Annotated in this window: 11 protein-coding genes; 6 read left to right on the top strand and 5 right to left on the bottom strand. The window is 71.0% G+C overall.

What is annotated here, in order from left to right; translation table 11 throughout:
* Positions 1 to 28: 28 nt before the first annotated feature.
* Positions 29 to 1,009, top strand: coding sequence for an EamA family transporter (locus Q9R28_RS09020; RefSeq protein WP_209683552.1), 981 nt, complete (start codon positions 29 to 31; stop codon positions 1,007 to 1,009).
* On the opposite strand, the gene Q9R28_RS09015 is transcribed toward Q9R28_RS09020, so the two are convergent.
* Positions 996 to 2,678 (bottom strand): long-chain-fatty-acid--CoA ligase, encoded by a 1,683-nt coding sequence (locus tag Q9R28_RS09015; RefSeq protein ID WP_209683549.1) that lies wholly within the window; start codon positions 2,676 to 2,678, stop codon positions 996 to 998. The genes Q9R28_RS09020 and Q9R28_RS09015 overlap by 14 nt on opposite strands.
* 59 nt (positions 2,679 to 2,737) lie before the next feature.
* Here Q9R28_RS09015 and Q9R28_RS09010 point away from each other — a divergent pair, with 59 nt between their 5' ends.
* Positions 2,738 to 3,667 (top strand): oxygenase MpaB family protein, encoded by a 930-nt coding sequence (locus tag Q9R28_RS09010; protein WP_066652984.1) that lies wholly within the window; start codon positions 2,738 to 2,740, stop codon positions 3,665 to 3,667.
* 100 nt (positions 3,668 to 3,767) lie between these two features.
* Here Q9R28_RS09010 and Q9R28_RS09005 read toward each other — a convergent pair whose 3' ends face one another.
* The 4 genes from Q9R28_RS09005 to Q9R28_RS08990 form a co-directional block, all read right to left on the bottom strand.
* Positions 3,768 to 4,751: an aldo/keto reductase gene (locus Q9R28_RS09005; RefSeq protein ID WP_209683547.1), complete on the bottom strand. Its 984-nt coding sequence runs from the start codon at positions 4,749 to 4,751 to the stop codon at positions 3,768 to 3,770.
* 386 nt (positions 4,752 to 5,137) lie between these two features.
* Complete coding sequence (locus Q9R28_RS09000) at positions 5,138 to 5,704, bottom strand: TIGR03086 family metal-binding protein (RefSeq protein WP_066652986.1); 567 nt, start codon at positions 5,702 to 5,704, stop codon at positions 5,138 to 5,140.
* A 535-nt stretch (positions 5,705 to 6,239) separates the two neighbouring features.
* Positions 6,240 to 6,800 (bottom strand): YceI family protein, encoded by a 561-nt coding sequence (locus Q9R28_RS08995; protein WP_066652989.1) that lies wholly within the window; start codon positions 6,798 to 6,800, stop codon positions 6,240 to 6,242.
* Between the two features lie 120 nt (positions 6,801 to 6,920).
* The gene (locus tag Q9R28_RS08990; protein ID WP_311205924.1) at positions 6,921 to 7,586 is read right to left on the bottom strand and encodes a hypothetical protein; all 666 of its coding nucleotides are present in this window, start codon (positions 7,584 to 7,586) and stop codon (positions 6,921 to 6,923) included.
* Between the two features lie 666 nt (positions 7,587 to 8,252).
* Here Q9R28_RS08990 and Q9R28_RS08985 point away from each other — a divergent pair.
* From Q9R28_RS08985 to Q9R28_RS08970, 4 genes are all read left to right on the top strand, one after another.
* Positions 8,253 to 9,257: an aldo/keto reductase family protein gene (locus Q9R28_RS08985; protein WP_311205923.1), complete on the top strand. Its 1,005-nt coding sequence runs from the start codon at positions 8,253 to 8,255 to the stop codon at positions 9,255 to 9,257.
* A 286-nt stretch (positions 9,258 to 9,543) separates the two neighbouring features.
* Entirely contained in the window at positions 9,544 to 10,074 is a 531-nt protein-coding gene (locus Q9R28_RS08980) for a GtrA family protein (RefSeq protein WP_235426514.1), read from the top strand.
* Complete coding sequence (locus Q9R28_RS08975) at positions 10,071 to 11,594, top strand: glycosyltransferase (RefSeq protein ID WP_251159842.1); 1,524 nt, start codon at positions 10,071 to 10,073, stop codon at positions 11,592 to 11,594. The genes Q9R28_RS08980 and Q9R28_RS08975 overlap by 4 nt, the downstream gene beginning before the upstream one ends.
* Positions 11,591 to 13,579 carry a glycosyltransferase family 39 protein gene (locus Q9R28_RS08970; protein WP_311205922.1) on the top strand — a complete coding sequence of 663 codons (1,989 nt, stop codon included), beginning with the start codon at positions 11,591 to 11,593 and terminating at the stop codon, positions 13,577 to 13,579. Before Q9R28_RS08975 ends, Q9R28_RS08970 begins: the two co-directional genes overlap by 4 nt.
* Positions 13,580 to 13,668: the final 89 nt, after the last annotated feature.

The following is a 13,668-nucleotide window of genomic DNA, read 5'->3' as shown; positions in this document are numbered from 1 at the left end:
CCCGGCGGCGGCCGACGGTCCACGTGTCGTGACCGACCCGGCGGCGGTGGGTCGTGCCTCCCGTCCGGTGGGCGGCCCCGTGGCGGTCCTCGTCGCCGCCGCCGTGTGGGGGACGACGGGGACCGCGACCCACTTCGCGCCCGGCGTTCCCGCGTTCGTCTTCGGTGCGGTCACGTTCGGTCTCGGCGGGCTCGTCCTCGCCGCGACGACGGGTCGCTCCGCGCTGCGCGCGGTCGTCCGACCCGGTGCACGGAGCTGGGTGCTGCTCGGCGCGGTCTCGCTCGTCGTGTACGCGGTCGCGTTCTACGCAGCGCTCGCGGACGCGGGGGTCGCGCTCGGCACGACGGTGGCCATCGGGTCGTCGCCGCTCTTCGCGGGCATCGTGGAGTGGGCGGCGGACGGGAGGCGCGTCACCGGTCGCTGGGTCGTCGCCACCCTGGTGAGCGTGGTCGGCATGGTCGTCGTGACGCTCGCCAGGTCGGCGGCGCCGGGCGACGGGTCCCTGCTGCTCGGGCTCGGCAGCGCACTGCTCGCCGGACTGACGTACGCCACCTACTCGTGGGCGGTCGCGCGGGGGATGCACGCGGCGACCCGGCCGGCCCCGGTGCCGCCGGCACTGCCGACCGCCGTGTCGGGCAGTGCGGCCGGTGCCGGCGGGCGCGGGGTGGTCGGCGCCGTGTTCGGGCTGGCTGCCGTCCCGCTCGTCGTGCTCGCGGCGGTCGCGGGACGTGACGCGCTCGTCGTCGGGACGAACTGGCCCGTGTTCGTGTACCTCGCGCTCGTGCCGACGGTGCTCGGACACTCGCTGTACGCGGTCGGGCTGCGGCGGGTCAGCGCCTCGGTCGCGACACTGCTGTCGCTGTTCGAGCCCGTGGTCGCCGCGGTGCTCGCCGTGCTCGTGGTCGGCGAACACCTCGGCGGTGCCGGGTGGCTCGGGATCGCGCTCGTCGTCGCCGGCCTCGCGCTGCTCGCGGTCCCGCGACGGAGCGGCCCGCCTACTTCGCGGTGATCTGGTCCCGCACCTTGCGGCGGAGCACCTTGCCGATCATCGAGCGCGGCAGGTCCTCCACCACGACGATGCGCCGCGGCACCTTGTAGGCCGCGAGCTGCTCGCGCGACCACGCACGGAGCGCCTCGGCGTCGAACGACGCCCGGTCCTTCGGCACGACCGCCGCGACGACCTGCTCGTTGCCGCCCTGCGTGATGCCGACGACGGCGACCTCGCGCACGCTGGGGTGCTTGAGCAGGGCGTCCTCGACCTCGGACGGCGAGACGTTGAAGCCGCCGGTGATGATGAGCTCCTTGAGCCGGTCGACGATGCTGACGAAGCCGTCCGCGTCGATCGACACGACGTCACCGGTGCGGAACCAGCCGTCGGGCGTGAAGACCTCGTCGGTGGCCTCGGCCTTGCCCCAGTAGCCGCGGAACACCTGCGGGCCCCTGACCTGCAGCTCGCCGGCCTCGCCCGTGCCGAGCACCTTCGTCTGGTCGTCCGGGTCGACCACGCGGGCCTCGGTGGACGACAGCGGCAGTCCGATCGCGCCGAGGCGACGCTCCGGGGAGACCGGGTTCGCCATGAGGACGGGGGAGCACTCGGACAGGCCGTAGCCCTCGACGAGGTAGCCGCCCGTCCGGGCCTCCCACGGCTCGACGACGCTCTGCGACAACGGCATGGCGCCCGAGATGCCGATCTCGATGCCCTGCAGCGACACCTTCGCCGAGTCCGCCGCGTGCTGCAGTCGGGTGTAGATCGGCGGCACGGCCGGCAGGAACGTCGGCGGGTGCTTCTTCATCGCCTTGAGGACGAGTGCCGGGTCGAACGCCGGGAAGAGCACCAGCCGCGAGGCCATGCTCATCGCGAAGGTCAGGCACAGCGTCAGGCCGTAGGCGTGGAACATCGGCAGCACCGCGTACACCGTGTTGTCGCCCCGGCGGATCGTCGGGACCCACGCCCGTGCCTGCGCGGCGTTGGCGAGCAGGTTCCGGTGGCTCAGCACCGCACCCTTCGGCACCCCGGTGGTGCCGGACGTGTACTGGATGAGCGCGACGTCGGTGGTGGCCGGGCGCGGGTGACGCTTCGACAGCTTGCGCGTCGAGACGAGGTCGTCCCACTTCGTCGTGCCACGCACGCTCGTGGTGAGCTTCGCGCGCGACTCGCGGGCCTTGGCCACCGGCAGCGACAGGGCGATGCGGGTCGCACGGGGCATCGCGCGCGTCAGGTCGACGGAGACGATCGCGTCGAGGCGCAGGTCCGCGGGGAAGTCTTGGAGCGTGGAGACGGACTTGTCCCACGCGATCGCGACCTTCGCGCCGTGGTCCTCGAACTGGTGCCGGAGCTCGCGCGCCGTGTAGAGCGGGTTGTGCTCGACGACGATCGCCCCGAGCCGGAGCACCGCGTAGAACGCCACCACGTGCTGCGGGCAGTTCGGCAGCACGATCGCCACCCGGTCGCCGGCGCCGACGCCGAGCTTCCGCAGGCCGTTCGCGGCCCGCAGGATCTGCTCCTGCAGGTCGGCGTACGACGTCGTCCTGCCGAAGAACTCGAGCGCCACCTTCCCCGGGAAGCGGTCCGCGGACTGCTCCACGATGTCGGAGAGCGAGCCCGTGGGCTCGTCGATGTCGTGCGGGACCCCCGGGGCGTACGAGGCAAGCCAGGGACGAGGCGTGTCGATGCTCACCCGGCCAACCTACCGGCGGAGCCGTGCTCGTTGTCAGGGGCACGACGGACGATGGGTGCATGGCTTCCGTGTCCGACGCGTTCCGCTCCCGCCTCAACGACACCTTCACCAACGGCGCGACCGAGCGTCCCGCCTGGATCGACGAGCTCGAACAGGGCTCCGACGCGGGCTTCTTCGGCCCGGGCTCCGCGACCTGGGCCGTGCACGGCGGCAACCACACCGTGCTCGCGGGGGTCCGGGCGCTGCTCGTGCAGGCGCTGCACCCGGGGGCCCTCGCCGGGGTGGCCGACCACTCGCGCTACCGCGAGGACCCGTTCGGCCGCCTCGCCGGCACCATCCGGTGGATCTACACGGTCTCGCACGGCGACACGCAGCAGGCCACGCACGCCAGCCAGTGGGTGCGGAAGCTCCACGAGCGGGTGGTCGGCGAGTACGTGGACGGCCACGGCGTGACGAAGCCGTACGCCGCGAACGACCCCGACCTGGCGCGGTGGGTGCACCTCGCCTTCACCGATGCCTTCCTGCGGAGCGCCCAGGTGTGGGGCAAGCCCATCCCGGGTGGTGCCGACGCCTACGTGCGCGAGTGGGCGGTCGCCGGGCGACTGATGGGGGTGGAGGACGCTCCGGAGTCGGACGCCGAACTCCGAGCACAGATGAACGGGTACCTCGACCGCGGCGAGCTCAAGGCCGACGCCCGGACGCACGACGTGGTCCGGTTCATCAAGGACCCCCCGCTCGCCAGGCTCCTCCGACCGGGCTACCGGGCGTTGTTCGACGGAGCGGTCGCGTCGCTCGACCCGCGACACCGGTCGATGCTCGCGCTGCGGACGCCCGGGGTCGGGCCCGTGCAGCTGCCGGTGCGGCAGGTCGCCGGCGTGGTGCTCGACGGCATCGGCGCGGTGCTGGGGACGACCCCGGGCACCGAGCGCGCGGCGCTCGTCCGGATCGCCCGGTTGGAGCAGGAGTCGCGTCAGGACGCGACCGCCTGAGCGGTGCGCCGTCCGTGCGGCGTTCCCGGACTGACTGACCTGACGGACGGGAGGCGCGGTGCCACCTGGCACCGCGCCTCCCGTCCGTCGTCGGGTCGCGTCAGAAACCGGACGGCACCCGCGGGGTGTAGGCGGACTCGAGTCGCGACACCTCATCGGGCGTCAGCTCCATCGCGGCCGCCGCCACCGCGTCGTCGATGTGGTGCTCCTTCGTCGCGCCGATGATCGGCGCGGTGACGGCGGGCTTGCCGGCCACCCACGCCAGGGCGACCTGCGCCATGCTCGCGCCGCGGGCCTCGGCGACCTGCTGGACCGCGTCGACGACGGCACGGTTCGCGTCCTCGTCCTGGCGGTACAGCGTCTTGCCGAACTCGTCCGTGTCCGAGCGGCTGCCCGAACCCTGGGCGTCCCACGGGCGGGTCACCTTGCCGCGGGCCAGTGGGCTCCACGGGATGACGCCGACGCCGGTCGCCTGCGCGAACGGGTGCATCTCGCGCTCCTCCTCACGCTCGAGGAGGTTGTACTGGTCCTGCATGCTGACGAACTTCGTCCACCCGTGCAGCTCGGCGGTGTGCTGCATCTGCGCGAACTGCCACGCCCACATGCTGCTCGCGCCGATGTAGCGCGCCTTGCCGGCCTTGACGACGTCGTGGAGCGCCTCCATGGTCTCCTCGATCGGCGTGTGCGGGTCGAACCGGTGGATCTGGTACAGGTCCACGTAGTCCGTGCCGAGCCGGGTCAGCGAGGCGTCGATCTCGTGCATGATCGCGGCTCGGGAGAGCCCGGCGCCGTTCGGACCGGGGCGCATGCGGTTGAAGACCTTGGTGAAGACCTGGACCTCCTCCCGCGGGGCGATCTCCTTGAGGAGCTGCCCGGTGATCTCCTCGCTCGAGCCGGCCGAGTAGACGTTGGCGGTGTCGAACGAGGTGATGCCGGCCTCGTAGGCACGGCGGACGAACGGGCGGGCGTCGTCGATGTCGACGCTCCACGGGTGGGCACCCTGGTCCGGCTTGCCGTAGGACATCATGCCGAGGACGATGCGGCTGATCTCGAGGCCCGTGCGCCCGAGGCGGGTCGTGCGCACCGAGGACCCGGCGGCGTCGGGGGCGTCGGTCGAGGCGGTGGTTCCGGCGGTTCCGGGGGTTCCGGTCGTTCCGGGGGTTGCGGTCTCTTCGGCGGCTCCGTGGCGTCCGTGGGCGTCGGTCGAGGCGGTCGAGCGGGCGTTGTCTGCTGCGTTCGTGATGGCTCCTTCGTCGATTCCGCCCGCCGGGTGTCCGGCGGGCGGTTCCTGTTGGATGAGTGCTGTCATCGTCATCGTCGTCGTGTCGGGCCGTCAGCAGTCAGGCGTCCGGCCTGCCGAACGACGAACGGGCGGATATTCCTCGCGTGCGCTCACGCTGCCGCTGGTTCCGCCCACTGGCGTGCTGCCGCCGATTCCGTCCCTCGGTGTCGAACGGGCGGAAAGACGCGTCAGGCGTTCACCCTGGCATCGCGACCTGTGACCGCGAGCAGGCGGACCTGCAGCGGCGCATCGTCGTCGACCTCGACCGGCGCGGCGTACAGCCCGGTCGCCGCGAGGTCCTGGATCTGCGGCTCGAAGTACTCCCACACAGCGCGGACGAGTTCGTCGGGCAACGCTTCGTCGGTCCCCGTCGCGCGCGCGAGGTCCCACGTGTGGATGGTGATGTCGCTGGTCTGCTCGGTCAGGTACTCGTCTGCACGGACCACGTCGGTGCTGAGGTGCACGGGAGTGTCAGCGGGCGCGTTCTGCCATGCGCTCGAAGCTGCCGCCGCGAACTTCGCCCACTCGTCGACGAGGTCCTGCCCGATGGGTTCGAGGTCCGCCTCGGCCTGCGCGTAGTCGCACCCCGTCAGGAGCTTGGGGATCCATCGCTGTTCGTCGATGACGTGCGTCACCAGGTCGCGCGTGGTCCACTCCGAGTCGGGAGTGGACGCTTCCCAGTCGGTCACTGCAGCGACGCGGCGTCCGAACTCGGCTGCGGCGAGGGACTGCAGCGCGATCCAGTCGGTGGCCATGGTGGTGCTCCTCTTCGGTCGGGGCGGGTGCGAGGTGCAACGGGACCGACGGACGGGCGATTCCCGCGCTGAACAGGCGACACGCTACGCCCGCTCGCTAGTTCTGTGCGCGTGCGCGGCAGTGCTCGGTGTCGTCTGCGGGCCGAGGGCGGTCGGTCATCGCGACGGTCGGGCGGATCCGGCGTCGAGGTCGAGCCGGCAGCGACGGAAACACCCGCTCGTGCTCGGGCGGGCGGAATCGGTACGCGGCGGCGGGGACGGCTGCGGGAACGGCCCGCGCGTGCCCGAGCGGACGGGATCGGCGCATGCAGGGCAACGGCTGCCACGGGAATGGCCCGCTCGAGCTCACGGGCGGGCGTCGGGCCGGCTCACCGATCACGGCTCACGGACCGGGCCATCGGGAACGCGGAACGGCCCGGCTCCGTGGGGGAGGAGCCGGGCCGTTCGCCGGGTACTGCAGGTACTTCGTTCGGTGTCCGCGGCCGTCGTCCCCGCGCTCGGGCGGGGCGACAGCCGTGGTTCAGTGACCCGGAGGTCAGGCCGCCTGGAGGACGAACTGCACGTCGAGGTTGATGGTGACGTCGTTGCCGAGCGTGAAGCCGCCGGCCTCGAGCGCCGCGTTCCAGTTCACGCCGAACTCGGTGCGGTCGATCTTCGTGGTCGCCTCGGCGCCGAGCTTGACCTGGCCGTAGCCGTCGGTCGTCACGCCACCGAACTCGGTCTTCAGCGTGACGTTCTTGGTCACGCCGCGGAGCGAGAGCTCACCGTCGATGAGCATGTCGTCGCCGTCCTCGCGGATGCCGGTCGACTTGAAGGTCATCTGCGGGTGCTCCTCGGTGAGGAAGAAGTCACCGGTGGCGAGGTGCTGATCGCGCTGCGCCTGGTTCGTGTTGATGCTCGCGACATCGATCGAGGCCTCGAGGGTCGTGTCGAGCGGGTTCTCGGCGGTGACGAGCGTCGCGTCGAAGCGCTCGAAGGAGCCCTTGACCTTGCTGATCGCGAGGTGGCGAACGGAGAAGGTGACCTCGGAGTGGGTCGGGTCGATCTTCCAGGTACCGGTCTGGTAGCCCGGGATGGCGGAGGCGTTGAGCGTCATGGTGACTCCTTACGAGAGCGTTGGTCTGCGGTTCCCGACCAGGCGAGCATCTTCATGCGCCTGCATCGATTCGAACTGTAGCCCATTGTGCACCTGTTTGGTTGAAGCGTCAACCAATGTTCACGTGAACGTCGCAACGGGATGTCGGGACCGCGTGTCGTGCCTCCCGGCCGTGCCCGTCGTGAGCAGCCGCCGGATGCGCTCCACGAAGTCGTCGGCGAGCGGACCGACGTCATCCGCTGTGGCCCGGACCAGCCACCAGTCGACGTCCTTCAGTCGCTCGCCGCGTGTCAGGTCCTTGCGGAACACCCGCGGGTCGGATCGGTGGAGGTCGCTCTCGTACTCGATCGCGACCCTCGCGTCCGGGTAGGCCAGGTCCACGCAGGCGACCCATCTGCCTCCGACGACGACGTCGTGGTTGCGCGACGGAAGGGGGAGTCCGCGCCGGACCAGGACCAGTCGGAGACGTGTCTCGCCCGGGCTCCGCGAGCCCGGGCGCACCTCGGCGAGCGCGGCGCGTGCCTTGCGGACGTGCCGCCCGCCGCGGTGGCGGCGGACGACGGCCCTGAGTTCGTCGACCGTGCACCAGTTCAGCCATCCGACCAACGCGTCGCCGGCGATGACGAGCTCGTCGACCGTGAGGAACGCTGCCAGCACGACGAAGGTGGTGGCCGGGTCCACGATCGGGGTGGTCCCGGAACGGACGACGTTCGCGAGGTGTGCCCTGGTTCGGTGTCCGACGGTCCCGCGCACGCGGATGGCCTGGTCCTTGCCGATGGTGGTCACGTGGATGCGTCGGTCTGCCTCGAGTCTGCGTGGGAGCGGTATGCCGAGGAGGTGCGCTGCGGTCGTGTGACTGAACGCCTGGTCGTACCGGAGCCGTGGAGCGACCGCGCGTGCACGGTCCGCGTGGGAGGTGGGTGGGGTCCAGCACCGTGTGCCGTGGAAGGGGCGGCAGAGCCGTCGTGAGCGGAGTCGGCTTGCCGGGACACCGCGGTGCAGTGCCTCGCGGACGCGGAAGGGGCGTCCGCGGAGCGGCGGCGGGAAGTGGTCGGCGAGGGACATGCGGGCAGCGTGCCTGATCGTCCAGGTCGGCCGTGGCGGGTGCTGTCGAGCTGTGGACGGGCGCCGGACGGAGCGAGGTGTGCAGGACTCGTGCCTTGCCGAGGACCGGTGCGTGCGGCCCGGAGCGGGCGGATCCGGTCTGTTGCTGCTCGCACCCCGAGCGGGCGGATCCGGATGAGGTCGGGAGGCGCGCGTCGCGTGTTCCGCCCGCTCGCGCCAGCACCCGATCCGACCCCGCCGCACCACACCGCGTGTTCCGCCCGCCCGCGCCGGCGGCGCCCGCGCCGGCGGCGCCCGCGCAGGCGCCCGTGCCGGTGGCGCCCGCGCCTCTCCACAGGTACTCGCACACCCCCTCACGAGAGCGCTCACTCCACTAGCGTCAGGAGCATGGAATTCAGGTACCTGGGCAACTCCGGACTCAAGATCTCCGAGATCACCTACGGCAACTGGCTGACGCACGGCTCGCAGGTCGAGAACGACGTCGCCACCCAGTGCGTGCGGGCAGCGCTCGACGCCGGCATCACCACGTTCGACACCGCCGACACGTACGCCAACACCGCGGCGGAGACGGTCCTCGGCGAGGCGCTCAAGGCCGAGCGTCGCCAGTCGCTCGAGATCTTCACGAAGGTCTACTGGCCGACCGGGCCGAAGGGGCACAACGACGTCGGCCTTTCCCGCAAGCACGTCATGGAGTCGATCGACGGCTCGCTCGAGCGCCTGCAGACCGACTACGTCGACCTCTACCAGGCGCACCGCTACGACCACGAGACGCCGCTCGAGGAGACCATGCAGGCCTTCGCGGACGTCGTCCGTCAGGGCAAGGCGCTCTACATCGGCGTCAGCGAGTGGAACGCGGAGCAGATCTGCGCCGGTGCCGCGCTGGCGAAGGAGCTCGGCTTCCAGCTCATCTCGAACCAGCCGCAGTACTCGATGCTGTGGCGCGTCATCGAGGGCGAGGTCGTCCCCGCCTCGAAGCAGCTCGGTCTCAGCCAGATCGTCTGGTCCCCGATCGCACAGGGTGTCCTCACCGGCAAGTACAAGCCGGGTCAGCCGGCCCCCGAGGGGTCCCGCGCCACGGACGAGAAGGGCGGCGCGGACATGATCAAGCGGTTCATGCGCGACGAGGTCCTCGAAGCCGTGCAGCGCCTGCAGCCCGTCGCCGACCAGGCCGGCCTCACGCTGGCCCAGCTCGCGATCGCGTGGACGCTGCAGAACCCGAACGTCGCCTCGGCGATCGTCGGCGCGTCCCGCCCCGAGCAGGTCACCGACAACGTGAAGGCCGCGGGCGTGACGCTCGACGCTGACGCGCTCGCCGCCATCGACGAGGCGCTCGGCGACATCCCGGAGCGCGATGCCAGCAAGACGGTCAGCCCGGAGCAGCGCCCCGCGTAGCGCGCGACCGACCGACGGACGGGAGGCACGGTGCCAGCTGGCACCGTGCCTCCCGTCCGTCGTACAGCAAGCTCACGACGAGCGCGACCGTCCGGACGGACTGCCCTTCTGGCACCTGATCAGCAAAAACGCTGAAGGATGTTCACTGATGAATGGCAGGTGTCGCGGAACTGGCAGAGTCCTGGCAGGGGCTGTACCCCGACCAAACCACTCCGCAACGTGCCCCCGAAGAGGGGGCATGACCCGAACCGTCACCCCCGTTCTGGTGCCACCAGGCACAGGCTCGGTGCCGACCTCCACCGCCTCGACCGCCCACCCAGCGGCGACCGGCGTCCCTGCGGCGAGCGTCGCACGACCGGCCCTCGGCCCGCGGCTCCGCGCCACCATGACGCAGCTCGCGTCGTTCGGCGCCATCGGAGCGATCTGCTTCCTCATCGACCTCGGCGTCTACAACCTCCTGCGCGCGACCGTCCTGCCCGACGGTCCGATCGCCGCGAAGATCGTCTCCGCCGTCATCGCCACGGTGGTCGCGTGGCTCGCGAACCGCTCGATCACGTTCCGTTCGCAGCGGCAGGTCGGCCGGAAGGAGACCCTCCGCGAGGGACTCCTCTTCGCCGTCACGAACGTCATCGGTCTCGGCATCGCCGCGGCCTGCCTGTTCGTCTCGCACTACGTCCTCGGCTTCACCTCGACCCTCGCCGACAACGTCGCCGGCAACGGGGTGGGTCTCGTCCTCGGCACCGTCTTCCGGTTCGCCGCGTACAAGGCCCTCGTCTTCCGTTCCACCGACGCTCACGCGAAGGAGCACGCCGCATGACCATCACCACCACGCTGCTGACGGCCGCCGGGCCGCTGCTGCAGCCGAACGAGGGGACCGGTCCCGCCGGGGACCTCCCGAACCGCGGGACCACGGACGTCCCGACGGGAGGCTCGGGGCAGGCTCCGCAGGTCGCCTGGTCGCTGGGCGAGTGGGTCGGCTACTCGGCGCTCATCGCGGTCTCCGTGCTGCTCACGGTGATCGCGCTCACCACGCTGTGGTGGATGCTGCACGCCTGGCGCTCACGTGACGCGCTGAAGTCGACGAGCTTCAGCCAGACCCCGCTGCCGGCCGCCCACCGCTTCACCCTGCTGGTGCCCGGTCGGCACGAGCAGGACGTGATGGGCGAGACGCTCGACATGCTCGCGACGCAGGACCACCCGGACTTCGAGATCATCGCGATCGTCGGCGAGGACGACCCGGAGACGGACGCCGTCGTGCGCGCGGCTGCGGAGCGTCATCCGGGACTGATCCGCGTGGTCGTCGACGACACCGCACCGAAGAACAAGCCGAAGGCGATGAACCTCGCGCTGCAGTACGCGACGGGCGACATCGTCGGGGTGTTCGACGCCGAGGACGAGGTCTACCCGAAGCTGCTGTCGCTCGTCGACTCGCGCTTCCAGGAGACCGGCGCTGACGTCGTGCAGGGCGGCGTCCAGCTGATGAACTTCAAGTCGAGTTGGTGGTCGCTCCGCAACGTGCTCGAGTACTACTTCTGGTTCCGCTCGCGCCTTCACTTCCACGCGGGCTCGAAGTTCATCCCGCTCGGCGGCAACACCGTCTTCGTGACGAAGGAGCGCCTCGAGTGGTCGGACGGCTGGGATGCGCACTGCCTCGCCGAGGACTGCGAGCTCGGCGTCCGGCTCTCCGCCGACGGCGCGAGGGTCGTCGTCGCCTACAGCCCCGAGGCCGTCACCCGCGAGGAGACGCCGCCCACGTTCGCGTCCCTGCTCAAGCAGCGGACCCGCTGGAACCAGGGCTTCCTGCAGGTGCTCGGCAAGGGGGAGTGGAAGAAGCTGCCGTCCTTCCGCCAGCGCTTCTTCGCCCGCTACATGCTGACCATGCCGTTCATCCAGGCGGCGACCGGTCTGCTCATCCCGCTCAGCGTCCTGATGATCCTCTTCGTCAAGGTGCCGACGGCGATCGCCCTCGTCTCGTTCATCCCGGTGGCGCCCACGCTCATGCTGCTCGCCGTCGAGGTCGTCGGACTCAACGAGTTCGGTCGCATATACAAGGAGAAGGTCCGCATCCGCGACTACGTGAAGCTCGTCCTCGGCCTGGTGCCGTACCAGGTGTTCCTCGCCGCAGCGGCGGTCCGTGCCGTCGTCCGCCACGTCAAGGGGCAGAACGGGTGGGAGAAGACCGAGCACACGGGCCAGCACCGCACCGGTGGCGCTCAGCCCGAGGTCGTCGGGTTCGCGTCCGAGCTGACCGGCTCGGCTGCGTCCGCATCATCGGCTGCGTCCTCGTCCTCGTCTGAGCGTGCGCTCGCCGGTTCGTCTGCAGGAGGTGCCCGATGACCGCCACCATCACCCACACCACCGGGATCCCCGTCCGGGGTGCCGCCTCCCTGTCCGGCGTGCGCGGTTGGTTCCGTGTCCACGCGGCGAGCATCGGTTGGCTGGTGCCCGTCCTCATCGTGACCGTCGTGGTGCAGGCGTGGAACATGACCGGTACCCCGCAGCGCATCGACGACGAGGGGACCTACACCGCCCAGGCGTGGGCGATCGCCAACCTCGGGGAGATCACCCACTACACCTACTGGTACGACCACCCGCCGCTGGGGTGGATCCAGATCGCGGCGTACACGTCGCTGACCGGGGCGTTCGCGCGCTACCCGTTCGCCGTCGAGGCCGCCCGCGAGGCGATGGTCTTCTTCGCCGCCGTCTCCAGCGTCCTGCTCTTCGTCCTCGCGCGTCGACTGGGCGCAGGTCGCGTCACGGCCGCGGTCGCGGGGCTCGTCTTCGCCCTCTCACCGCTGGCCCTGCAGTACCACCGCACGGTCTACATCGACAACGTCGCGACGCCGTGGCTCCTCGCCGCGTTCGTGCTGGCGCTCAGCCGACGCCAGCAGCTCGCCGGGTTCGCCGGAGCGGCCGCGTGCCTCGGCGTCGCGGTGCTCTCCAAGGAGACGTACCTGCTCGCGCTGCCGTTCCTGATCTGGATCGCGGTCCGTCGGGCCGACAGGAGCACCCGTCGGTACACGCTGAGCGTCGCCGGGGCCGTCCTGGTCGTCATCGGTGGCGGCTACCTGCTGCTCGCCGCGGTCAAGGGTGAGCTCCTGCCCGGCGCCGGGCGGGTGAGCCTCTTCGAGGGCATCACCTACCAGCTCGGTTCGCGCACCGCGTCGGGATCGATCTTCGACGGAGGCAGCCTGGCGAACCAGGCCGCCGCACAGTGGTGGGCGCTCGACCCCGTCTTCATCGTGCTCGGTTCGGCCGCCGCGGTCGTCGGGCTGTTCCTGCGCCGGGTCCGCCCGATCGCCGCGATGCTCGTCTTCCTGCTCGCGATGATGTTCCGCCCGAACGGGTACCTGCCGGTGCCGTACGTCATCGTGCTCGTGCCCTTCGCAGCGCTGCTCGTCGCGTACACCGCCGAGCGAGCGGTCCTCGCGCTCGCCGGACGGATCCGGTCCAACGCCCGGACCCGCGTGCACGGAATCGCTCGACGTGGCTTCGGTGCCGCCTGGGCCGTGGTCACCGCAGCGGCCGTCGTCGTGGCGGTGCCGCTCTGGGGCACGCAGCTGCGCGGGTTCACGTCGGCGAACCTCGACCTGCCGATGCAGCAGGCCGAGCAGTGGGTCGGCGACAACGTCCCGAAGTCCTCGCGGCTGCTCGTGGACGACGCCATGTGGGTCGACCTGGTCCGCGACGGGTACGCCCGCAACAACGTCATCTGGTACTACAAGCTCGACACCGACGCCGCCGTCCAGCGCCAGTCGCCGAACGGGTGGAAGGACTCCGACTACGTCGTCACGACGGACTCGATGCGCACCGGCGGGAACTCCTCGCAGGACGTGTCGCTCGCCATCCGGAACTCGACGAGCGTGGCCACGTTCGGCACCGGTGACCAGCAGGTCGACGTCCGTCGCATCCACTCCGAGGGCGAGGCGGCCGCGAACGACGCGATCACCGCCGCGACGAACGGGCGGAAGACGATGGGGACCGAGCTCGCGCAGAACCCGGCGCTCCGGGCCGACGCCGGCACGAAGTCGCAGTTCCGAGCGGGCCAGGTCGACTCGCGCGCGATGCTCGCCCTCGGCCAGGTGCTCGCTGACCAGTCGGTGGCGGTCGAGCGATTCCGCCCGCTCACGGGGGAGGACGGGCAGCCCTTCCGCCGACTCGTCGTGCAGACCGCCGACCGGGCGGATGCTGCTCGTGCCGTCGCCACCTTCGATGCCATGAGCGACGGGATCCGCCCGGCCGACGTCGAGCGCGACGGGGAGCGGGTCGTCGTGACCTACACCCCGACCGACCCCACGACGACGCCGACGAGCGCCTCCTGACCCCGGCCCCGTCGTGAGCGGGCGGAACCGGTAGCCGAACCGGCAGCCCCCGAGCAGGATCCGCCCGCTCGCGGAACGGCGAGCGCCTC

The sequence above is a fragment of the Curtobacterium sp. BRD11 genome (assembly GCF_031844345.1).
Classification (GTDB): Bacteria; Actinomycetota; Actinomycetes; order Actinomycetales; family Microbacteriaceae; genus Curtobacterium.
This window is presented reverse-complemented; position numbering and strand designations above follow the sequence as displayed.